Raw genomic sequence first — 24,937 nt, 5'->3', positions numbered from 1 at the left:
GGCATAGTTGTTTTAGCATTATATATGTGATTTCAGTCTGCTAAGCGTCTCCGGCGATATATTAAGGTAGGCGGCAAGATTAGCATTAGACAATCGCTGAATAAGTTCCGGGTTGTTTTGAAGCAGGCTTCTATACCGTTCCGCAGCGTTTTGCGTAAGCAGACTGCTGAGTTTTGAGTTAATGACAGTCAGGCCATATTCGAGGATGTAGATGTAAATCTTATCCCATCCCGGCATAATTTCTCTCAGTTTGAAGAAGTCGTGGTGCGTAATCACGAGCAGCTCCGAGGTTTCTACCGCCTGTATATACTCCGGTGCCGGCTTCCTGGAAATAAAGCTGACAATAGAGGTCAGGAAGGTGTTTTCGAAAGCCATAAACCTGGTAGATTCATTCCCATAAGAAAGCCGAAGGCAGCCTTTTGCAATGAAAAACAGCTTATCTGCCACCATGCCCTCTTCCAGTAGCAGTTCATTCTTCTTTGCGGTAACCTGTTTAAAATAGGAGAGCGTATCAGCGAGCTGTTCTTCACTGAGGGGCGTAATTTTCCGGATGAGGTCTGCAAGGTCGGCCGTCATTAGTCTGCAATTGAAAGAACAAAGATGGGGGAAAATTTTTTGAAAAAGATTGACCTTCGTCAAAATCGGTGGCCCATTACGTTCCTGCAACAACCATCTCCGGGTATCTCCTTATAACGGCCGGTAGCGCTAAATAGGATGACAATTATGTGGGCGCTTTATTCAAAGATTAACTAACGCTTCTGCTGAGGGCCGGTAAGGGATTAATACTTCGCTTTTCGGCAGCAAAAAAGCCTTCAAATCTTTCGACTTGAAGGCTCTAACGCTTGCGGACGGTCAGGGGCTCGAAATCTGAACCTGTTACAGTCAAACCGTTTAACACATACCCGCTAAATTCAAGCTAAAACAGAATTTATTGGGTGTATCACTAACCCGTTGAAAATAACGATAAATTTAAAGTTGAATGTGAATAAAAAAAGTTATATAAATGAGTAGCATACCTCATAAGATACAAAAGAATATTGATAACATTGAAGTGTTAAAAAAACAGGTATCTCAATGGAGAAAACTTAGTATGGAGGATCTTTTTCAAAGTGTAAAGGAATTTGAAAAGACCCCAAGGCTAGAAGTATCGAATTATTATAACTACCTTTTTAATGATGTAAGGTTTTCTGAAACACTTTTAGACATTTATAGAAGCAATGCTGATAATGCCAAATTGGTTATCCTTCTTATTTCTGCAATAGGAAATATGATTCAAAGATACAACTTGCCGGAATCCCGGGATATGTATGAGTTTATGGTTGAAAATGCTTACAAAAAAAATGTAGGGCCTTACGTGGCGATATTTCTTCCAAGACTGGAACACTTTAAAAATTACAGCAGAAAATGGCAGTATTTTATGAATGTAAAGGAAATGTCTCCTAAAAAAGTAGCAGAAAGCTCTTTCGAGGTCATTATGGAATTGCATGGTAATGAGATACCTGAAGAGAATAAAGAAGAGGTAGTCCATTATTTCAACAAAAAATCTGAAGAGTCAAACAATGAGTATGGCAAGCAACACTATTTAGATTTAGCAAATAAATTTAAGTAATGCTAATCTGAATACTTTAGGTAATTGTGGATACTGAGATAAATAATAGTCTCTATAATAGTATTTAATCCGGAATTAAGTGTATGCATCATTTTTTCAGATTCAATTTAATGGGATAGAAAAAAAGAAATTTGAATGTCTTCGCTTTCCGATAGCTCCATGGCGCTCAAGCACAATATTGAAATTCATTTGTTGGATTTATAAAAAGAGAGACCATCAAAAATTAAAAGCCTTTGGTGGTTCACCAAAGGCTTTTAAAGTTTTTGCGGAGAGTGGGGGATTCGCCCCCCGCAGTATCTCAAAACAAAAAAGCCTTTGGTGGTTAACCAAAGGCTTTTAAAGTTTTAGCGGAGAGTCAGGGATTCGAACCCCGGGACCTGTTACAGTCAACAGTTTTCAAGACTGCCGCAATCGACCGCTCTGCCAACTCTCCAGGGACGCAAAAGTATAAAACGAAAACATTCTGACAAAATTTCTTTTCATTTTTTTATAGAAAGAGCTGTTAAGGCATAAGGCTAATGACGCTGTAATTACTTGCTGTAAGGCATTTATGCTGTTGTATTAGTTTATTATTCAATGTATAAATTGAATAATAACTGCCACAAAACATCCGTTTTTTAATGAAAAAGACGCATCGGCGGGACAGTCGCGCTGTCGCCGCCTCCGCATCGGGCAGGAAATTAACCAACCTGCCCTTGTTGCTTTCAAAGATGAAGAAGGGGGGGAATATTCTTTTCGTTTATTTCGCCTGCTGCCATGGCAACACCCCGAGGAAGGAAATACACAGTTCGTATAACCGTAGTGGTAATCGATATTGCCACGGCTGATTCCGTAAGGTTGGCATAGTATATGCAAATTGGAAAAGGAATGACCCAATGAAGAACAATGTAAATCTGAATGACGGGAGTAGTTTTTTCGGTATTGGCCAACATGTATATTGTTGTGTTAACCACCTGCGCATAGCCCTGGTATCATTTGTTTAATCCGGTGTTTTTTCAGCCTTGTACCCTCATCACAGGCATGTGTTGGGGGCGTTTTGTTGTATTGGGTACGGAGTAGGAAATGTGGGAATCCATACGCTATGAAGGAGCAGTAGCTATCTGTTTGTTTTAATCTATTATTTACGCATGATGTTGTGTATGCTGTTATACCGGCGCTGGCTGGATGACGCGGCCCGTTATTGGGAATGCTTTTCGCTGCCCGTAAAAATATCAATGGTAACATGTGTGCTGGCGCTTATCTGCGCAGTCGCTATCTATGGATGGATGATGCACCGGTGGCGGCGGCAGCGCAGATATATTTTCTGCGAAGCAACAGACGACTGGCTGGTGAACCAGGTCATCTGGCCGGCGGTGGTTTATGGAATAGTACCGGAAAAGCAGCTGGCGCATGCGCCGTTATCAGAATACCAGTACCCGGAGTACAAACAGCTTTTTATTCGCCAGCTGATGGCTTACCGGAAAAGTTTTACCGGGAATATCCCGGCAATTTTACGCACAGTATACCTGCGACTGGAATTGCAGGCCGGGGCAACGGCGGGGCTGTATTCCCGCCGGTCTGCCAGGGTACAGGCTTCACTGAAAGAGTTGTCGGGTATGGGCGTGTGGATAGACGGGCGGTTTATTCTCCGGCTTACAAAGAGTAAAAACGAACATACCCGCTGGCTGGCACGCAGCTATATGGTACAATGTGCGCCCGCTTATCCGCTTGAATTTTTGGAAGAACCTGGTGAAGTCCTGCTACCCTGGCAGCAGTTCGAGTTATCCCGCATGCTCATCGCCAGGGAAGATATTCCGGTGCCACTATTCGAAAAATGGATCGATCCCAGGTACCATCCTACTATTATTAGCTTCGCGCTCAGGCTGGCCACTCACTACCAGCAACGTACAGCCGTAAAGGTGATATTACGTTTACTGCCGGTATCAGTAGAAACACTGCGCATACATATCATTGGTTGCCTGGGACAATTACACGTAGCGGAGGTGGGGCCTTTGCTGAAAGGGATGTATGAGATGGAGTCGTCTGCCTGCAGAACGGCTATTCTGCAGGCAATCGACCAGATAAATGCCGGCGCCCAGCCGGGCCATCACGGCATTACTATTTTACGGTAGCTGGGAAGAAGCATCGGCCAGTTCTGCTTCGTACTTCTCCCGGAGAATTTTTCCGAGGGGTTTCCGTTTTAGCTTGGCCTCTATCCAGGCAGAGAAGTCGAATAGTTTCAATAGCTGCATCTCGTATTTATCTTGCTTTATTTTATCAAAATTACTGCTCATCTTTTTCCATAAGTTGGAAGGCCGTGTGGATATGGTAAACAGGCGCTCATTACGCAGAAACTTGATGATTGTTTTTTCCAGCAGGAAAGAGCGTTTATTGTCGGCATGCAGGTGCCGGCGGAAAGACCGTGTTTCATAACGGATATATTCATAATTACCCAGCTCATAATGCAGCAGCAGGTGTATCAGTTTGAACGTCCGGAAAATAGGAAGGTTGCTGTAAAGGGCGCCTTGCTGCAATACTATTTCCAGGTTTTCATGGGCGCTGTTGATATCTTCATTCCCCAGGTGTACCAATGACAGGTACAGGTAAATTTCGGCCTGTTGGCTGACGTCGAGCAGGTGAATTTTTTTCAATAGGGCTGGGGCTTGTTTTTTCTGCAGCGCCAGGGCGGCCGCGAAATTGCCGCTATCGATATGGCTTGCCAGTTCGTAGATGAACACGAGACGTTGCGTCATCACGTCAAGGTAGGGTGCATCACTTTTAAACCGCCGTACCTTTTCCAGGAATACCGACAGTTCCCGGTAGCGGCGGGTGGAGCGCAAACTATCGAGCATGCCTTCCAGTACCTGCAAGTGATCTATGGGCGCTACCGTATTCAGATGACCACGGGTTTCCAGCATGTTGTTGAGTGTACGGAAGTGTTGCAGGGCAGTTTCATAATATCCCGTGATCAGGGCATAGTGGGCCTGGAACATGAGATGTGTCCTGATTGCTTCCTGTGTTTTGCCGGCGGTTTGCCGTTCCCGCTCCACCAGGTGGTTAAGCGCTTCTTTCTGCCCGGCTGTTCTTACGGCGCCTTTATAGAGCCACTGATATCGCAGCTGTTCATAAAGGGCAGTATGTTGGAGCTGTTGCCCGATATCCTGCAGTACTCCCTGCAGGTATTGCTGTTTTTTTAACAATGATTTTTCAGGGAGATAGGGAAAGTTAAGTTGTTGCAATACCTGCATTTCCTGTTTCAGTGCCCAAAGTAACAACTCTTGCTTTTCACTGGTGCGTGCAGTTTCCTGTATTTTACGCAATTGCCGGTAACCTTCTTCATACAATGACTTCTGAAACAGGATATCTGTTTTTAATAAGCCTGATGTTAACCGGGCGGTATCATTGTGTTGCAGGTGCAGGTACAACAGACAATCCATAATTACTTTATACAGGTACTTGCTGCATACCTCAAAAGAGATACGGGGATATTGTTCATGAAAGGCCTTTTTTACTGCTGTTGCATTTTTGTAGGAATGGCGCTCCAGGAGGTCAAACAGTTTTACATAGTCTTTACTCCCCCGTTGCAGGGAGGAATGTAACCGGAAATATCTTTTTTCGGCTTTGGTGAGCGTATTAATAAGCCTGACAAGGATATCAGCTTTAGCCATAGGACAACTGTTTAGTTTTCGACATGATGTTGAACACTGTTCGGGACATGTAACAGGTAACACTGACAGACAGGATGGAAAGGGGTCGGGAAGAGTAGTTACCGCATTTTTTTGAGGCTCCTTTTGATCATATTTTTTGTCTCACGAGAGTTATTGCCGGGGCAAATTAAAAGAAATAATAAACAATGCAAGGGGAGAACCTAAAAGTTTTTGACTGGAGAAGGTTAATTTTTTGAGATTGTCTTTTTGGGTCAAAAATGGTTGTATATGCTTTATTTTATATGCCTTAATAAATCCTTAATAAATCGACTAATTTTGGCCGCTGTAAACGCTTTTTTGTTACATTGTAAAAACAATAATTGCTTACAGGCTGCTTTTTGGGTTTATCTTTTTGCCCGAAAAACTGGCGTTTTTTTTTAATATTGGCTGAGTAAATTTGATTCGTTATGGTAGCACTGCGTATATGCATTGACCCAGGTAAGAACAAAATTGCCCTATGTAGTAACCAATAATTTTCACGTTTAGCACAACCAAAAATCGCTTATATCATTTTTTAATTTTTAATCATTCATAAATCTCAAAATCAATGTAGAAGATTTTCCAAAACCCTTTCATAAGTATTTGTCCACGGTTTATTGCTAAATCGATTTTATTTTAACAGCAACAGGTCCATGTTCGCCCATTATGCTAAATCGATTTATTTAACGGGAGTTGTCAGATCAGGATGGATTTAAAAAAGAAGCGGTAAGCGCCTTCTCTGTTATAGTTTCCACGGGTATGTAAGTATATTAAAACGAATACCGCTTTAATATATCGTTGTATCAGTTGCGTTATGTTGATAATCGGGATGCCGTAAAGGTAGTTCCCCTGGAACTTCCATGCCTTTTTACGAAAACGATTACTTAACACATCGCTACCCGCCTTTTAAAAAAATATAAAAACTATGCGATCATTTGTACGGATCTTCATCTCGTGCCTGCCCTTGTATTGCCTTTTATCTGCACGGGCCGGCAATGTTTTACCGGTGTTAACGGTAATGAATACACGCTATTCACCCGATACCACTCATCCCGCTACGTCCGCTGATACCATCGTTCCCATACTGCCCTATGTGAAGAAAACAAGGGAACCGCTCTCCATGGAACGGGAAACATTTTATCCAAACGCATCGCTGCAACACCTGCTCAAAGGAAATGTGGCCGGCGTATATGTTCAGGAACCCAGCGGCGAACCCGGCACCAACCTCAATATATTCCTGAGAGGTACTGCCATCCCTTTTATCAGCAGCAAAGATGTATATGATGCTCAGCCTACGGTGATCCTTGATGGCATTCCCCTCATCATGGACCATCCCTTCGCCTTTGATATACAGCGATTCGACTATAACCGCATCGGACCCGCTACCAACCTGCTGGCGGCAATTGACCCGGACAATATCGCCTCCATAGAAGTGCTCAAAGACTTCGGACAGGCCGCCAAATACGGCCCCCGCGCTGCCAACGGCGGCGTTATCGTCATCACCACCAAACCACCAGTAAAGGGTAAACGAAGAATCAGCTTCAACACCTACTTCGGCATGGTGCAAAGTCCACACATCACCACCCGCAACGCTAAAACAGAAAACGACTTCCGCCAGCAGTTCTACGATAAATACGCAAACACCAGCCAGCTCCAGAGCTACCCGCTATACCTGCGCGATTCCACCAACCAGGCATACTATGGTCCCTCCAACTGGACAGACCTATACTACAAAAACCGGCCGGTATACGGCGTTAATGCCAGCCTCTCCAGCGGCACCGACCGGGCCAACTTCTTGTTTGCCATCGGCAACCGGCGCACCGCCAACCCCGCCGATGCTACGTCGATGGACCGGTACAACGCCATGTTTGAAATTAATATGATCCCCCTCAAAGGATTCACGATTTCTTCTATGATCAGCGCCACCAGGCTGGAAAGAAAACGCAACAGCTCCCTGCGCGACCGCTTCGCCGAAATGCAGTATCTGCCCGACCTGAGCAACCCGCTCTCACCTAATAAAGACTATTACAGCCAATACCGCAACGAATACACGAAATCATTCGACGATAATAAAGTCAACGAGGTAAATGGCTATTTCAAATTAAACTACGCCCTTGGCGACGACTGGCGCATCACCTCCAACTTTTCATTCGATTATAACGAAGGGCTGCGCGACCTGTTTTATCCCAGCACCTTACTGGAAACAGTGAACTATGTATCCAACTACTTTGGATATAACCAGCGCGTATGCTTCGATAATACCATCGCATATCACCATAACTGGAACAAAACCCACGACCTCAGTATGGAAGCAGGCGAAGTATTCCAGTCGGACTATAACAGGTACAACTATGCCTTTGCTTATAAAGGCCCGAACGACCTGATTAAAGTAAACCTGCTGAACTCAGATAATACGAAGGATAATTACCTTACCATGAAAGCATTTAATCATGCCCTCACCTTCATGTTCCTGGATCAGCAACGGCACCGCCTGTTATCCTTCTACGGCCGGGCGGCGTATAAGTACCTCGATAAACTCGATTTCTCGGTACTGGTAAGAAGCGATGGTTCTTCCAGCGCACTGCCCAACAATTGGTGGCTGGTATCACCCACCTTTACCACGGGAGCCAACCTGAAGAATATTTTCCTGCCAGATGATAACACCTTTAGCAGTCTGCGCTTTCACGCCAGCTGGGGTAGGGTAGGCAGGCTAATGACAGACGACCGTTTCGGTGAAGGTACCCAATATACTTCCGATCTCTCCTTTAGTAATAACCCGGTAAAGTTCTCTTATAACGGATTCCCCGGGATGAGCCGTGCCTATACCTCCGGCTACATCGGCAATGATATCAGGTGGCCTTATACCGATCAAACTGACCTGGGGCTGGACGCCGGTCTACTACATGATCGGATTCGTATATCCGTTGACGTTTATAACCGGATCGATAAAAATATGATCCTGGGTGTACCCTTCTCCTCAGAATATGGCTATAAAATGCAGTATAAAAATGGCATGAAGGTCAGCAACCAGGGAGTAGACCTCACCGTGCAGGCTGCCATACTGCCCGATGCCAGCCACCTTAAATGGACCGCCGGCCTGAACGTAAACTACAACCGTAACAAACTGCTGGCGTTGCCGGGTGGACTGCAAGAGCTGGTGGTAGCTGACGGCACCCGCTTGCTAAAAGTAGGACATGCCATAGACCAGTTCTGGGTACTGCAAAACAACGGTATCTACAACCGCGACGCTGATATCCCGGTGAACCCGGCTACAAAAAAATCGCTCAACTACCAAGGCATCCCACTCCTGGCCGGAGATCCGCGCTGGAAGGACGCTAACGGCGACTACGTAATAGACGATAAAGACAAAGTGCTGGCAGGGCATTCCATGCCAGTCGTTTCCGGCGGCTTCAATAACGATTTTCAATGGAAAGGATTTACCCTCAGCTGCTCTTTCTACTATGCCCTGGGCCGCAAAATATTGAACCAGAAAATGGCCGACCGGTTCGACTTCGTTAACCGCGAAGGAAAAATAGATATGAGCGCCATTAAAGAAATCACTTTCTGGAGTAAAGCGGGTAACTATGAAAAGTATCCTATCTATAACCCCTGGAGCACAGTAGATGCATACCGGGTAGACCAAGACCTGTTCCTCGAAAACGGCGCCTTCCTGAAACTCCGTTCGCTATCTCTGCAATACGATATTACCAGCGCAAAATGGTGGCATAAGAAAACTCCTGTCAACCGGCTCACGATATACGGCACGGCCAGCAACCTGTTTTCCATCACGCCCTATACCGGCGGAGATCCCGAACTGGTGAACTACAACGGGTTTGATACAGGATACGGACTGCCCATTCCTAAAACATATACCATCGGTTTTAAAATGGATCTATAACAGTAATAGCATGCAAATGAAAAAGATTATCCTTATCTGTGTCCTGCTCAGCGGCCTGCTGGGCGCCGGGTGCAAGAAATTACTGGACGTGGAATCCACCCACGTGGTGTCTGAAAAGAATTTCTGGAATTCCCACGAAGATACCAGGGCTGCATTGATCAGTGTATATGGACTTATGCGCGCTGCCCTGGCAGATAACAACGCTTTCTGGATGTATGGCGAATTGCGTAATGGCGACTTTACCGCCGTACAACGCCAGGACCTGAAAGCCATTATCAGCGGCGATCTGCGTGCCGCTTATCCACTGTTACAGTCACTGTCCGACTGGCGCCGGTTTTACGCCGTTGTTAATGCCGCCAATATGTTTCTCGAACACGTAGGAGAAGTGAAAGCGAAAGACCCCAAATACTCCGACCAAAACATGCGGGTAGATATTGCCCAGATGCACTTCATGCGGGCCTATGCCTACTTCTGCCTGGTCACCATCTGGGGCGATGTACCATTGATCACCACTTCGCACGATGGCGAATTTGCCAACAAGGCAAGAGACCGCAAAGAAACGGTGCTGGCATTCATCGAAAAGGAACTGCTGCTGGCAGCTCCCGACCTCCCTTATAAATACAGCCAGGGCGATGTGCAACAGCAAGGTAACTACTATAACGAAAGCGGCGCAAGGTGGATGGGAGCATTAGCCCGCAAATTGTCGGCATACGCCCTGCTGGCGCACGTAGCAGCCTACCAGGGAAAATACGCGGATGTATCAGTGTATGCACAGTTTGTACTCGACAATTACTCCAAAGCCGGTAGCTATTATGTAGGTACTGATGAACTGGTAAGGGGCGATGGATTTTATCACTGGAAACAAGACAATCATATCCTGGCCTTTAACTTCGACTGGGGCCATGTAGATGAGTCTTTTTCCGGGCACCTCGAAGAACTAACGCTGGCTAAACCTGTGGTGAATAAAGACCTGCCGGATATTTATGTGCCTAAAGAAACCATCTTGTCGGTATTTGACCAGCCGGTAGATGAACGTTTCAGCCTGGACACCCTCACGGGTGCGCCCACTTCCACCCGCTATTTCACCAGCTTCAATACACAGGTACCTATTTTCAACAAGATAAAAGTGATACAGGATGGCGCCACTACCGATCCCTCTTTTCGCATCTTCTCCAGTACCATCATTATAACAAGACTGGAAAATATTACCCTGTTGCAGGCAGAAGCCCAGGCGGTGAATGGGCAAACACAGGCCGCCATCGATTTGCTGAATACTATCCGCGACCTGCGCAAAATTAAGCGGTATGATCCCGGCATGGAGGGCGACCTGATCGACGCTATTTTCAAGGAACGCCGTAAAGAGTTGATGGGAGAGGGATGGCGCTGGTTTGACCTGATACGGTATAATAAGATCAAACAAAACGATCCCGCCTTCTTACAGCTCATCGCCAAAGGAGGAATCTACTGGCCGGTGTCTAAAGATATCCTGACCCAGAACCCGTTGATCAAGCAAAACCCTTATTGGCAATAACTTAAATGATGAAGAACATGCGGTATATCACCAGGATTTGTATTGCCGGCCTGCTACTATTCGCCGGCTGCCGGAAGAATAACGGCGACTACAACTACCAGAACCAATTGAAAATATTTGATGGAACGATTTACGATTTCCTGCGTCAGCAACAACAGTACGATTCTTTCCTGCTGGCGGCCGACCTGGTTCATCGTTCCGGCCTGTTGAAAAACAAAGACACAGCATTGACTGTCTTTGCCCCTACAGACGCCAGCTTCCGCCAGGCCCTCGATAATATGAACACGCTGCGGAAAATACAGGGACGCCCGCTGATGAACCTCAGCAGCCTGCCGGCAGAACAACTCGATACACTCGTATGCCGCTACATCATCCTGGGTAAAATTGCGGCCGACAGCATGCAGTTACAGGATGGACTTACCCTCAATACCATAAATGGATATCCCATGCATGGGAAGTTGAACCGTACTACCTCAGAGGGCTATGTGAAAGGGGGCCCCGGTGTAATACAATTCAGCGATACAAAAAAAGTGATCTATACCAATCGCTGGAGCAATACAAGTACCGTAGCCATCGATATCAATACAAAGAATGGCTACGTCAACATCCTGGAAAAAGATCACATGTTTGGCTTCGATGAATTCATTTCCCGCATGAGTCCCACCAACTCCGTACCCTGGACCGGAGAGCCCTTCTTTATTCCAGGCACCATAGGATTGGAAATGTTTGACAAAGGCGGGGAAATGGTGGGTTACCACGACCGCTCCAGGGATAACTATGGCGGCCAGTTCCGGCCGGCCGAAAGCGTAGACATTACCAATGCGGAAAATAATAGTTATAAGATTGGCTGGACCGAAACCGAAGAATGGATGAAGTATACCGTGCAGGTAACGGAAACCGGCGATTACAACATGCAGCTTCGCTTTGGCGCCAACGATGCCAATGGGCGCCTTCACCTGGAACTGGACGGCAATATAGTGACCGGCAGTAAACTGGTGCTGCCCTCTACCGGCGGCTACGACCGCTACCAGGATGTGTACAGCACCGTGCGGCTAGAGGAAGGCAAACATGTACTCACGCTGTTTTATGATTATGCCAACTATGACCTGCGGTTCCTGAAATTCCTGCCGGTAAACAGGCCCATGCCCATCCCCGGCTGTATACAACTGGAAGACTATAACCCCGGCGGAGAAGGCGTTGGGTATCATAATACTACAACCAATAACGATGGCGGCCAATACCGACCTAGCGATGGCGTAGGTATTGCCTTCGCTCCGCACGAAGGCGGCGGCTACGTGGTAGGCTGGACCCGGGCGGGAGAGTGGCTCGACTATGACGTGGATGTAAAAACCACCGGCTTCTATAATGCTACCACCATGATTGGTACCTCCGAAAGCGATCCTAAAACCTTTCATATTGAATTCGATGGTGTGGATGTAACCGGTCCCGTGAAAGCTGTGAACACCGGCGGTTACGATAAGCGTACGCCCGTTACCGTATCCGTTCACCTCACCAAAGGCAAGCATAAGATGCGCTTCTTTATGGACACCGCAGGCTATGATGTGAAGTCCGTCACTTTCAAGCTAATTAATTAAGTCCCTTTAAACTTATTGCAATGGAACGAAAAAAATGGAGGAACATTTATTGGCTGTCGGCAGGACTGCTCATCTTACTTACAGCCGCCTGCAGGAAATGGGCGCCCGACGACCTGGATTACCTCAGTCCCCGGGCGGTATACAATCAAACCGTATTTACCCCTGTACTGGGCCGTACTACCGTATATTCCCTGATTTTTAATACCGACAACTCCACTACGCCCATCCATTTTAAAATCATGAATGTGCGTTACAAAAAAAGTGGCTTGCCTGCTACCGACCTGGAAAAGCAGGTGCAAACACTGGTGTGGAAAAAAGCTTATACCGGTTATGAAAAGTCGCTCGCTGAAATAGAAGGGAAGCGCGCGCTGGAGTCGCATCCCGCCTGGGAGATCCGGGAAACTTCCGGCGACTTTATCCTCTGGGCCGGCGCCGACAGCAGCTTTATGCGTCAACAACCGGATTCTGGCTACCTGTTTGATGTACAAGCTGCTAATTCCGGCGGCAGTACGGTGTATAAGAACCTGTCGCTGCTTCCTTTGCGGGAACAACCCTATGCACCCAGCGAAATGGATGCCATCACCGGGCAGCAACAACGCAACTATCCCAATCCCGGCGATTCTTCCATTTATACGTTGATATACATCCACCCCGGTATCATCAACATCACCGACGATGCCACCAACCAGGGGCTGAAGTCAGATAGTGTAAGAGTGCTCTTTCATAAAAAAGGAAATGGCAATACCCTTACGTTCAAGTTCATGGATAAAGATTCCCTGCCAATAGATATCGACCGGTTTAATCTTACCAAATGGGATTCTATCCTGCATGGATTCAATGTGGTGCGTACCAAAACTGCTGTTACCTACGATGTGGCATATCCTATTCCCCTGGTGAAATTCCCTACCCGGTTTACAAATGGCGACGGTTCTTCCGCACATGTGAGCTTCAGTTTCGACCGGCTGGGGTTTGGGCATGCCCGTCAAACCGGCACGATCGATTTCTCTTTCAATATTTACCAGAAGGGAGACTGGGAAATCATCTTCTACTTCAGAAGCAACCCCCGGTTCCGCGATGAATAAACGCCACAGAAATATACCTATTTGATTACCGTAATAACAAATTATAGACGCATGAAACTTCTTTATACTGATAAGGGTGCGAAGTACCGGCTAATAGCCATACTGCTACTGCTGTTGGCAGGTAGTCCGTTGCTGGCGCAGGAAAAAATAGTGTTGAAGGGCACAGTAAGAGATGCTACTACTAACGAACCTTTGGTAGGAGTAAGTATTCTTACCGGAACACCTCCCAGGGCAGTAGGAATTACCAATGCCAATGGCGTTTTTTCTGTATCGGTAGCTCCCGATGCACAAATGATTTTCCGCTATATGGGTTTTGCCGACTACCGGTTTAAAGTAAAAGATAAACGGGATGTGGTAATAAGGCTCACTGTAACAGAAAATAAATTGACAGAAGCCATTGTAGTAGGCTATCAAAAGAAAACCAGGGAGCTGGGTACCGGTTCTGCTGCCATTGTGGGTGGAAAAGAATTGCAGGACATCCCGGTATCGAACGTAGAACAGCTGCTGCAGGGCCGGGTAGCGGGCTTAAATATCCAGAATAATACCGGCGCTCCCGGCGCCAGGGGCTCTATTCAAATCAGGGGATTGTCGAATATTACGGTGTCGGGCAGTGGTAACGACGCGTTTCTATCTCCCACCTCCCCTTTATATGTGATTGACGGTGTACCTATTGAAGCAGATGCCAACTTTGAATATGGCTACCAGTCGGCCGGACCAGGCGTAAGCCCTTTGTCCCTGATTCCCCCGGAAGATATTGAGAGCATGGAAATCCTGAAAGACGCACAGGCTACCGCGTTGTATGGCTCCAGGGGCGCTTATGGCGTTATTCTCATCACTACCCGCAGGGGTAGTTCACCCATCCCGTTGGTACGCTACACCGGTAACTTCTTCGTGAATACGCCGCCCCAGTTGCGTACTACCATTGGCGGTAAGGATGAACGAAGTCTGCGCATTGCGGAAATTTTTGCCAGCGGCGACCGCGATGATATCAATAAAATATCTACCACGCCATTCCTGGCGGATAGCCTCAATCCTTATTATAAAAACTCTACCAACTGGCAGGGCATCTTTTACCGTAGCACTTATAACCAAACCCATAACGTGAATATCAGCGGAGGCGATCCCAAGTTCAACTATAAAGTGGATTTAGGCTACTACCATGAAAATGGGGTGATACGTAATACCGGATTTGACCGCTATTCTATCAACACTAATATGCTCTACCAACCTAATCCCAAACTGCGTGTATTCACTACGTTGTCTACCCAGGTCGGTAAGCGGAATAAGGGAGATGGAAATGGCCTTACACAAAATGGCGTGGCAGGCAATGCCAGCGCTTCTTCCCTGTTGCCTGGCCCTTCTTTCTACCAGAGTACTGCCGGGGTATTATCGTCTTTAACCACCAAAAATGATAATAAAACGGCCAACGTGAGAGCCAGTGTAGACGTTAACTACCAGTTGTTGAAAGGTCTGAATGCCGCCAGCACTATGAGCTACGACTATGCCTCCAATACGGAAGACCGGTTTACGCCCGCTGCGGCACATAGCGACTTTTCACAGGTATATGCGTACAACGACCGCAAGTTTACCCTGTATAACCGCAACATGCTGTCTTATTTTTATAGTCTAAATGGAGAACACAATTTCTTCCTTTCTACCTTTAATGAAATCTATAACAAAGGCTTCCAGGGATTAGTAATACAACAGGAAAAAACGCCCAATAACCAATACCGAGGGCCATTGGGATTTGATGGCTGGGCCTCCCGTGGCGGTGGTTTGCTGGATAATTACTCCAAGCAACACATTGCCTCTTTCGCAGGAACTTTTTCCTATAACTATAAACAGAAGTATGTACTGGACCTCAGCTACCGCCTGGATGGTACTTCGAGCACCGGTTTTTCAGACCCCTATTCCCGTAATCCCGCTGTAGGCGTACGCTGGAATTTTAACAAAGAGGCATTGCTCAAAGACAGCAAATGGCTAACCTACGGCTCTTTGCGTGGCAGCTGGGGACAGAATATCGTACCCGCCGGCGACATCTTCTCCATTTATGGTACCTATAACCCCCGCGGATTGTACAACTCTAATCCGAGGCTGGGCATCGATTTCGGGCAACTGCCCAATACCACGCTGAAGCCCACTACCACTACCCAGTACAACGTAGGCTTTGAAGCAGGACTATTCGATAGCCGCATAGAGGTGATTTTCGACGCCTATTACAAATCTGTGAAGAACCTGTTGCGTACCAAGGATGTAGCGGATATGACCGGCTTCAACAACATTACCACCAACGAAACGTCGTTGATCGATTATGGTTATGAAGCTACCTTCACCTTTCGTCCTTTGCCCCGCACCAGCGCCGTGCAGTGGACTATTTCCGTGAATGCAGCCTTCAACAAGGATATCCTTACGCACTTGCCTAATGGCGCCAAAGCGCTGATCCAATACGACAATGCCAGCGGACAATATATCCTCTATCGTGTAGGACGCAACAGCCTGACCAACTACCTGTTTAAAACCACCGGCGTATATGCTTCTGATGCCGATGTGCCGGTAGATCCGGCCACAGGGCTGCGCTACCGTACTTCAGGAGGTACCTACTTTAAAGGAGGCGATCCTATCTGGCAGGATGTAGATGGTAACTATGTCATGACTAACGATGACTATACCGCAGCGGGTAACTCGCAACCATTGATTACCGGTGGTTTACAGTCATATCTCAACTGGAAGAATTTTTCCGTGAACCTGAGTACCTCGTTTACCCTGATCCGGTCTATCCTCAACAATGCGCTGGCGCAGCGTATGCAGTACCTGGGTAATCCTTATGATCCCAAGGCAGTGGTAGACTTCTCGAACGTAGACTATTGGAAAGGCACGGGCAATACCGCTACTTATCCCTATCCATTTGACTACAAGAGAGCCGGGCAAATAAATCCTTACCGTTATGAACAAACGCTTACGGAAGAGGATGGGTCCTATTACAAAATCAATACAGTAACGCTGGCTTATTTGCTTAACCGGAAATTTACGAACCGTTATGGCATTAACTCCGTACGCTTTTATTTGTCGTGCAATAACCTGGTTACTTTTTCCAACTACAGTGGTCCCAACCCGGAAAATGTATCCGCGCTGGGCCGCGACCAGTCTGGCGGTTACCCGATTCCCCGCTCCTGGAACTTTGGTTTGAACGTAGAATTTTAAAGTGATCTCTTTCATTAAAAGCTGTTGATTATGTTTCGCAGGATTACTTATATCGTTACCCTTTTATTATTCATGACGCCACTGGGATGTAAAAAGTTCCTGGATGTAAAACCGCTGGACCGCTTGTCTGGTAATACTTTCTTCCAGAACCGGAATGATGTGGAGAGTAATTTATGGGATATTTACGGGCTGTTCAGAGATGCAGCCGGCTCCTGTCCGCTGTTTGCTGCGGCTGGTGAAATGAGGGGCGGGCAAATGGAAATGTCGCCGCAAAAAAATGATGGCAACGACCGCACCTTCCTGGTGAGCATCGCTAAAAATGACCTGAGCAACGTAGTGAATACCCCCGGAGGAAAAGACTTCTGGAACATCTTTAAGTTGTGGAACTTGTCCGACTGGCGGCCTTTTTACCGTATTATCCAGGCCAGCAACATCCTGGTATATGAACTGGATCACCGGAAGATCGCCGACATCACCGACACGGATATTAAAGGCTACCAGGCAGAAGCCATTTTCATGCGTTGTATGACTTACTTCATCATGGTACGCCTCTGGGGCGATGTGCCTTACTATACCGACGCTTATCACGATGCGCCTTTATCACGCGAAAAAATGGTGACGGTGATGAACAATTGTATTGCCGACCTGGGAAAAGTAAAAGACAACCTGCAATGGACATTTAACGATCCTGCCAACCAGGGCGCCAAAGCCAGCAGGGGCGCTGCTTTAGCGCTGATGATGGAAATGAGCATGTGGAATGCCGGTTTCGATAAAGGGAATGCCCAGCAATATTATACCCAAACCGCGCAGTGGGGCGATGAACTGATTAAAAGCGGCGCCTACGACTTACTGCCTATCGAACAGTCATTTACCATCTTTAAAGGCCGCTCCAAAGAAAGCCTTTTTGATATTGTGATTAACTCCAACTATGGCGAAACGTTGGGCGACAACTGGAACGACTTATCCGAGTTTGTTGTGCACTGGCCATATAAACGTCCGGCTGCCGGTCACCAATATAGCTTCTCCTATATCCGTGCCGACTTCCTGCGCAGGTTATATCCCACCGGCGTGCCCGATGCGCGTGCTACCACCTGGTTCGATTCTCAGATGTATGCCAACGATGGTACCTTCCTGTTTCTTAAGTACAGCAGCATTTTTGAGCAAGGCGAAAATGATAAGAACGTGGACAATGACCTGATCCTGTTGCGCTATGCCGGGGCTATCCTGCTGCGCGCCGAGGCATTGGCTGCGCTCAACAAGGATGCGGAAGCTATTCGCATGCTGAACATGATCCGCAACCGCGCTAAAACTACCCTGTACCAGGGCCAGGGAGGTCCTGCGTTGAAAGACGCTATCTACATAGAAAGCGCCAAGGAGCTGATGATGGAAGGCCATTATTATTTTGACCTGGTACGCACCGGTCGCGTTATGAATCAGCAATGGTGCTATTACCCGCTTACCCAGTCGCAGTTTGAAAACGGTGGTTGGACCTGGCCTATCAGCCCTGCCGCCTTGAATAACAATCCCGGTATGCAATTGAATAATTATTGGTCAAGATAAAATATTGCTCATGAACCAGCTAAATAAAAGTCACCAGATATATACCCTGCTTATCTTATTGGGCGTCCTGCTATGGACGGGCGCTTGTAAGAAAGAATACTATAAAGACTCAGGTACCAGCGATCCGCACTTCAAAGGTACTACTATGGACTATCTCAATGCCGTGCCCTACTTTTTCGACAGCGTGGCGCAGGTAGTGAAATTAGCCGGTTGGGAGAAGGTATTCCGCGAAGATACCCTCACCTTCTTCGCGCCTACCAATAATAGCATCAAGCACCTGGTAGTACGCCTCAATGGTGATCTGAACTACCAGTCGTACGATACGATCAAAAAGCTTTCAGACATTCCGGCTACCATCTGGCAGCGCTACCTGGGGTATTACATGTTTCACCAGCGCAGCGAGTTGAAAGACTTTCCGCAGATCGACTACAACCTGCTGTCGATTTACCCGGGGCAGGGCTACCTGTCGTGGAATGGAGCGCCGATGAATATCGGTGTTATCTACAACGATGATAACGGGGTGAAATATGTGGGTTACCGGCAATTGTCTATCTGTTACATCCCTGACATAGGTCGCCCAATGGATAACTGGAACCGCGCCGATGTGGCCTCCTGTAATATCCTAACCAACAATGGTGTAGTGCACGTATTGAGCGATGCGCATTATTATTTCGGATTCGATTACCAGGCATTCCTGGATGATATGATCATCGTCATGAAAACAGGTGGTTGATATTTTCTCTCCCGAAAAAAGCAAAAAAATGATTTCTCCAATTAGTAAAAAATATATGAAACGAACCGGGCGTGTGGGGCTGTTTGCCTTGCTGATCACGTTATTGCTGGTCAACTGCCGGAAAGATAGCCAGGTATTTGATAATCCCTATGCCGGTGGAAGACAGCAGCTGGGCGTGATGTTGAGCACTGATCCTCCCGAGCCGTTAGAAGCGGCGCCCGGCACGGTGGTTACTTTCAAAGCTACCGGCCTGGTTCCCTATAAAGATTCTCTTCGCTTTACATTTAACGCAGAACGGGCAGAGGTAGTGAGTGTAGATACCGCCGGCATCAAGGTAAAGGTGCCGGTAACTGGTAGTACGGGCGTAGCTTCGGTCACTATCGGCGACCAGATCTATTTTGGTCCCATTTTCCGGGTGAAAGGCAACCTCGACCTTGACCCCAACTATAGAGCCACCGTTGGCGCCAATGGCCCCGTAAATGAAGCCTACCAGATGCCTGATGGCCGTATGTTGTTGCTGGGCGGCTTCTGGGATTTTGAACGCAAAGGGGTGGTAAAGCCCCTGAACCGGATCGTATTAACCTCGAAAGATGGAGAAGTAGATCGTAACCTGTTGTCTGGAAAAGGCGCCGATGGCTCACTGGGCGCTATTGCTGCATTGCCGGGGGGCAAGCTGGTGATCACCGGCAGCTTTTCTTCTTATGATACCCACAATGGTGAAATGCGCAACATCACCCTGCTCAACAGCAACGGCTCGCTGGACAGTGCGATCGTAAACACCTATACTAAGAAAGACACCGTTCCTGCTTTTAATGGGGGGACCGATGGGAATATTTACCGGGCCTATGTATACGACAATAAGATTACCTGTATTGGTAATTTTAATTATTACCTGAGCTATGTGTATAATAAACCCGACTTTTTGCATGAACGCGATTCGTTAATTACCGATAGCGTGGTGGTGCGGCAGCTGATTCGTTTCTATCCCGATGGGCGGCTGGATTCCACTTTTAACTACGACCTGGCAAAACATAAAAGTTTCGACGGCGCTAATGGTCCTATCTCCGACGCCTATATGCAGCCCGATGGTAAGCTGATTATCGTAGGACGCTTTACCAAATACAATGGGCAGCCTGCACCCTACATTGCCCGGTTGAATACCGATGGCAGCCTGGATGCCGGTTTTGGCGGCAGCGGAGCCGATAATACCATTTACACCATCCGCTACAATGCCGCTAAACAACGTTTTATGCTGGCAGGCGATTTTACCCGTTTCAATGGCGCCGATAAAAGCGGCCTGGTGATGCTGAAAACAGATGGAAGCATCGATAACCAGTTTGCACCTTTGCCGGTACTCAGCGGTACCAGTTACCTGTTTGCGCATCAGTTGAACAACGGTCTCATTATCGTGAGCGGGTATTTTAAACAATATGGAAATGTACGCCGGTCCGGGTTCATGGTGCTGAATCCTGATGCATCGCTGGCCGCAGGATACAATAATACCGGCGATTTCAGGGGATATGTGAGTAAAGTGGTGGAAACGACCAGCGCTAATGGACAAACGCAGGCCCTGGTACTTGGCATGTTTTCCCGGTTCAATGAAAAAGATGCCGGCAATATTTTCAGACTGTTATTCAAATAAAAAAATCTGCAGCATATGAACATCTATAAAACAGGCAGAAGATGGCTGGCCGTCATGATAGGAATGATCACCGCTATCGCGGCCTGCAATAAAGGCCTCGATCATGCGCCGGTAAAGCATTACGACGACCCTACCAATGTAACGGTAAAACAGCCTAAGATATTAATGTTGGTGATAGATGGCGCCAGGGGAGAAGCGGTACGCGATGCGCCGGCGCCGCAGCTCACCGCCATGGAAGACAGCGCCATCTACTGTTGGAATAGTATCAGCGATACCATCAGCCTGGATGCTACCGGATGGGCAGATCTGCTTACAGGTGTACACAAGGAGAAACACGGAGTTGTTAGCGAAGATATGAGCAATAACAGCCTTTCCCAATATCCCGTTTTCTTTAAGTATATCAAGGGGCGCAACCCCGGATATAGAATTGCTGCTTTCAGCGCTGCCGATGATTTAGGGAAAAAACTGATCACAAATGCCGATGTCAATAAAACATTTGCTAACAACGACGATGCGGTGCAACAAGCATTGCTCAATGAGCTGAAAGTAGATACAGCAGGCCTGGTGTTCGGCCAGTTCAGCCAGGTTGCCCTGGCTGGTGCTGCGCATGGATATGAGTCCGGCACGCCTGAATATAAAGCGGCTATATTAAAAGTAGACGGCTATGTAAGTGAGCTGCTGGCCGCCCTGAAAAAGCGGCCCAGCTACAATAAGGAGAGCTGGCTGATAGTGGTTACGTCTAACCGCGGTGGCGCGGTAGTACCCAATCCGCAAACCGATGACGGCACTATTCTCAGCAATGGCAAGGTCAATACCTTCACCATTTTTTATTCACCCCGTTACATGCCCAGCTTCATCGACCGGCCGTTTACAGGTAACCGTTATACCGGCAAGTCGGTGCGGCTGTATGGCGACAATACCGCCAATGCTATATATGCTACGATCGACAGCGGCAAGGCAGACTATAACCTGGGCGATACCACAGACGCGACGATTGAACTGAAGATAAAAAAGAATAAAAGTCATTCCGGCGACTATGCCTTTACCTGGCCTTCCATCATTGGCAACAATATGTCGATGGACTGGTGGCATAATACCGGCTGGAATATGTCGCTGGAGCAAAATAACTGGGGAGTGCATTTTGGGCAAAACACACCTGTATTTAACGCCAACAACATGATTACAGGTGGTAATATCGGAGATGGGAAATGGCATGATCTCGCTGCGGTTTTTTACCGGAGAGATAACAAGCGTTACCTGCGCCTGCTAACCGACGGGCAATACAACGGGGAAATTGATATCACCGGCTATGGCAGTTTTGATACCGATGCACCGCTCACCCTGGGCTTTATGCCCGGCAACGTATCAGACAACCGCTGGCTGGATGCCTATGTAACAGAAGTGAAATTTTTTAAAGCAGCAATTCCGGATGATGTGATAAAGACATACGTATGTGCCGATCAGCTGCCCACTTCCCATCCTTACTACGATTACCTGGCGGGCTACTGGTCGTGTAAAGACGGGTTCGGCGGCGTTTTCAAAGACCAGAGTAGTTTAAAACATGATTTTCAGCTAAAAGGCAATTATGCCTGGGATGATTTCAATGATCTCATGTGTCCTACTGCTAACACCAACCTCTCCCAGCTGGTGCCGCAGCCGGTAGATGTTGTCAGGCAAATACTCAGCTGGCTGCAGATCCCGGCCGATACCAACTGGAATCTCGATGGAAGGGTATGGATCACTACTTATGCCAACGTAGGCATATAGAAGATCTCAATTTAATGACCTACAAACCTTATGATATGGGCAAAAAACCAGGGCTGCTATGCCTGTTGCTACTATCAGGCATCATCGCCTGCAATAAAAATGAACGCTTCACAGATGAAACGTTGCCACCTGTAAAAGTGGCGATCAGCAGTGTAAACGGGCAGATTATAATCCCTGGCGCGGCCAGCTATATTAAATCCAATGATAAAATTACCGTACCGGTAAAAATTGCCTTGTCTTCCAGCGCGCCGAAGATATTTACCCTCAGTATAGGGGTGAATAATGATACTATCCAGCAACTCATTTCCACCGGAAAGCTTCCCAATACCGTATTGCTGGAAGATAACTATTACACCATTCCCAGGGCCGCCGAGATCCGTTTCGGCGTAGACACGCTCTCATTTAACCTCGATATTGCAATGCAGGCGATTGAGAAGAGTTATGGAAAAAGCCTGGCGCTGGCCATACAGCTGGGTAATCCGGGAAAAAACAATACGCTCGATGGAGCTGCCGGATCAGCAATTGTGATCGTTCATACCGACAAAGTCATAACCCCTGCGGAAATTCACTATGTCTATTTTACGGATGCCGGTACAATTTCTCATCAGCCTTCGGGAGATAATGCTATCCTGGGTACCACGGAAGTAACGGTTCCTATCAGCGTGTCGCTGGGTGGGATTGCAGGAAATGCATTTACGGCAACTGTCAACGCCGCGCCGGACACAGCCCAGCGCCTGCTGGATAAAGGGACTATCACCGATGGTGTGCTGCTGGCTAAAGATAACGACTATACGTTGCCACCTACGGTGAATTTCGATGCCAACAAGAACACAGCTACCTTCGGGCTCAAAGTGAAAGTGGCAGCCCTGCAACAATATGCGGCCCAAAAACCGGTATTGGCGCTTACCCTCAGCGACCCATCCAATCACCTGGTAGATTCCGTGAAGAAAACCGTAGTGATTGTACTGGACCCTTCCAAACTGATAGAAACAGATATTACCAATACCAATATCCGGTACAGCGTTCAGTTTGAGAATACCAGTAATGGAAACGAAAATTCGCCCAAGCTGATAGATAATAATATCAATACCAAGTTCCTGTTGTTCAATTTTACCAATGCATGGATGCAGCTTGATTTCGCTATGCCTCAGTATACCGGCGCCTATACTATTACCTCCGCCAATGATGCTCCCGGCAGGGATCCCAAAAATTGGGAAATACAGGGCTCGTCAGATGGGCAAAACTGGGTGGTGCTGGATAGCCGCAACAACGAGTCGTTCGGCTCGCGCTTCCTCACCCGCAAGTTTACTTTCAGCAATAAAGTAGCCTTTAAATATTATCGTTTAAATGTAACTGCTAATTGGGGCGAGGGATTGTTCCAATGTGCCGAATGGCGCCTGCTCAGGCGGCCGTAGGTGGAGCAGAAAGCGTAAAGCGTAAAGCATAAAGCGATTGTAAGGAATGATATCAGCAGATATCGGCAATAGCTTTATGCTTTACGCTTTATGCTTTCTGCTCTTTCATTACCTTTATGCGGCAAAAATTGAACGCTATTATGCTCGACCTCGAAGCAGCCGCATCGCAACAGGTGCTGCACTACATGAATACGCTCACCGGTTTCCGGGCTAAAGATTGGAGTGCTATTTATCCCGCACTCACCATCATGTCATTTAAGAAAGATGACTGGCTGTTGGAACCAGGCAAAGTATGCGATGCCCTCTTTTATATCTGCAAAGGTTATTGCCGTGCTTTTTACAATAAAGACGGGAAAGAGATTAATACCGCTTTCTTCTTCGAAGAAGATATTGCCACTAATATCAACAGCTTTGCCCGCGGAGAACGGTCGGAGTACGCCATACAGGCTGCTGAGCCCCTCACAACCATTAAGTTTGATAAGCAACGCCTGTATGCCGCTGCTGCGCAGGATCCGGATGTGGAAACATTGGGCCGGAAATGCCTGCAAAGCATTGCGGCCAAACAGGAACAACATGCCGTTATTTATAAACTTATGACGGCACAGGAACGCTACGCCTACCTGGCTGAACATTATCCCGACATGATGCAACGGGTGTCGCTTTCACAACTATCATCCTACCTCGGCATCGCCAGGGAAACACTCAGCCGTATCCGTAGCAGAAAATAACCCGGTACCCATTTTGTGACGATCATCACAGGTCAGCTTATCCACATAAACCGACCTTTACACTGTTCTTCACCTTTAAAGAAAAAATGGCATGAGTACCACACAAACCATCAACAGCGCCAAAGACATAGTGCTATCTTTTATTGATGCCTTAAACCGCGAAGACTTTTCGGCTGCCCGTCAATGCCTGGCAGATGATTTTAATTTCATTGGGGTGATGGGAAGCCGCCATGGGGCCGATATATACCTGGATGATATGACCCGCATGAAATTCAAATACAATATAAAAAAGGTACTGGCCGATGATACTGATGTAAGCCTTTTTTATGACATTGACATGGGCAATGCCACTACCATCTTTGCCAGCGGGTGGTATCAAATCCAGTCAGGCAAAATAAAAGCGTTTAAAGTCATTTTTGACCCAAGGCCATTGCTGGAGAAGCAGAAAGCTTAAAGCAGAAAGCAAAAGCAGAAAGCTTTAAGCTTTCTGCTTTTGATAAAGCCGGTTGAT

The 24,937-nt window shown here is 47.2% G+C and carries 16 protein-coding genes and 1 tRNA gene; 14 read left to right on the top strand and 3 right to left on the bottom strand.

The annotated features are described in order from the left end of the window. Window positions 1-18: 18 nt before the first annotated feature. Complete coding sequence (locus HGH90_RS29655; RefSeq protein WP_169192607.1) at window positions 19-576, bottom strand: Crp/Fnr family transcriptional regulator; 558 nt, start codon at window positions 574-576, stop codon at window positions 19-21. A 427-nt stretch (window positions 577-1,003) separates the two neighbouring features. On the opposite strand from HGH90_RS29655, the gene HGH90_RS29650 reads away from it, so the two are divergent. Then, on the top strand, window positions 1,004-1,609 hold the full coding sequence (locus HGH90_RS29650; RefSeq protein ID WP_169192606.1) for a hypothetical protein: 606 nt from the start codon (window positions 1,004-1,006) through the stop codon (window positions 1,607-1,609). 348 nt (window positions 1,610-1,957) lie between these two features. Here HGH90_RS29650 and HGH90_RS29645 read toward each other — a convergent pair. Continuing rightward, window positions 1,958-2,042: transfer RNA gene (locus HGH90_RS29645), tRNA-Ser, on the bottom strand. A gap of 694 nt (window positions 2,043-2,736) precedes the next feature. On the opposite strand from HGH90_RS29645, the gene HGH90_RS29640 reads away from it, so the two are divergent. Beyond that, entirely contained in the window at window positions 2,737-3,720 is a 984-nt protein-coding gene (locus HGH90_RS29640; RefSeq protein WP_169192605.1) for a hypothetical protein, read from the top strand. Here the strand turns inward: HGH90_RS29640 and HGH90_RS29635 are convergent. Further along, entirely contained in the window at window positions 3,712-5,256 is a 1,545-nt protein-coding gene (locus HGH90_RS29635) for a hypothetical protein (RefSeq protein WP_169192604.1), read from the bottom strand. The genes HGH90_RS29640 and HGH90_RS29635 overlap by 9 nt on opposite strands. Window positions 5,257-6,199: 943 nt before the next feature. Here HGH90_RS29635 and HGH90_RS29630 point away from each other — a divergent pair. The 12 genes from HGH90_RS29630 to HGH90_RS29575 all read left to right on the top strand — a co-directional run bounded on the left by HGH90_RS29630 (window position 6,200) and on the right by HGH90_RS29575 (window position 24,880). Continuing rightward, window positions 6,200-9,172 (top strand): SusC/RagA family TonB-linked outer membrane protein, encoded by a 2,973-nt coding sequence (locus HGH90_RS29630; protein ID WP_169192603.1) that lies wholly within the window; start codon window positions 6,200-6,202, stop codon window positions 9,170-9,172. 16 nt (window positions 9,173-9,188) lie between these two features. Next, window positions 9,189-10,703 (top strand): RagB/SusD family nutrient uptake outer membrane protein, encoded by a 1,515-nt coding sequence (locus HGH90_RS29625; protein ID WP_168764629.1) that lies wholly within the window; start codon window positions 9,189-9,191, stop codon window positions 10,701-10,703. A 5-nt stretch (window positions 10,704-10,708) separates the two neighbouring features. Further along, complete coding sequence (locus HGH90_RS29620) at window positions 10,709-12,298, top strand: carbohydrate-binding protein (protein WP_168764628.1); 1,590 nt, start codon at window positions 10,709-10,711, stop codon at window positions 12,296-12,298. Window positions 12,299-12,318: 20 nt separating this feature from the next. Beyond that, window positions 12,319-13,380, top strand: coding sequence for a DUF5007 domain-containing protein (locus HGH90_RS29615; RefSeq protein ID WP_168764627.1), 1,062 nt, complete (start codon window positions 12,319-12,321; stop codon window positions 13,378-13,380). Between the two features lie 51 nt (window positions 13,381-13,431). Next, window positions 13,432-16,581: a SusC/RagA family TonB-linked outer membrane protein gene (locus HGH90_RS29610; protein ID WP_169192602.1), complete on the top strand. Its 3,150-nt coding sequence runs from the start codon at window positions 13,432-13,434 to the stop codon at window positions 16,579-16,581. A gap of 30 nt (window positions 16,582-16,611) precedes the next feature. Then, window positions 16,612-18,141, top strand: coding sequence for a RagB/SusD family nutrient uptake outer membrane protein (locus HGH90_RS29605; RefSeq protein WP_168764625.1), 1,530 nt, complete (start codon window positions 16,612-16,614; stop codon window positions 18,139-18,141). Window positions 18,142-18,151: 10 nt separating this feature from the next. Continuing rightward, entirely contained in the window at window positions 18,152-18,874 is a 723-nt protein-coding gene (locus HGH90_RS29600) for a fasciclin domain-containing protein (RefSeq protein WP_168764624.1), read from the top strand. Window positions 18,875-18,929: 55 nt separating this feature from the next. Then, entirely contained in the window at window positions 18,930-20,516 is a 1,587-nt protein-coding gene (locus HGH90_RS29595; protein ID WP_168764623.1) for a DUF5008 domain-containing protein, read from the top strand. A 15-nt stretch (window positions 20,517-20,531) separates the two neighbouring features. Further along, window positions 20,532-22,283, top strand: a complete 1,752-nt coding sequence (locus tag HGH90_RS29590) for a DUF4983 domain-containing protein (RefSeq protein WP_168764622.1) — start codon at window positions 20,532-20,534, stop codon at window positions 22,281-22,283. A 35-nt stretch (window positions 22,284-22,318) separates the two neighbouring features. Continuing rightward, on the top strand, window positions 22,319-23,698 hold the full coding sequence (locus HGH90_RS29585; RefSeq protein WP_169192601.1) for a discoidin domain-containing protein: 1,380 nt from the start codon (window positions 22,319-22,321) through the stop codon (window positions 23,696-23,698). Between the two features lie 140 nt (window positions 23,699-23,838). After that, window positions 23,839-24,426 carry a Crp/Fnr family transcriptional regulator gene (locus HGH90_RS29580; protein ID WP_168764620.1) on the top strand — a complete coding sequence of 196 codons (588 nt, stop codon included), beginning with the start codon at window positions 23,839-23,841 and terminating at the stop codon, window positions 24,424-24,426. Window positions 24,427-24,517: 91 nt separating this feature from the next. Next, window positions 24,518-24,880, top strand: a complete 363-nt coding sequence (locus HGH90_RS29575; RefSeq protein ID WP_168764619.1) for a nuclear transport factor 2 family protein — start codon at window positions 24,518-24,520, stop codon at window positions 24,878-24,880. The last annotated feature ends 57 nt before the right edge of the window (window positions 24,881-24,937 follow it).

This window comes from Chitinophaga sp. Ak27, from assembly GCF_012726295.1.
Classification (GTDB): Bacteria; Bacteroidota; Bacteroidia; order Chitinophagales; family Chitinophagaceae; genus Chitinophaga.
The sequence above is the reverse complement of the archived record's forward strand: the minus strand, read 5'-3'. Positions and strand labels throughout refer to the sequence as shown.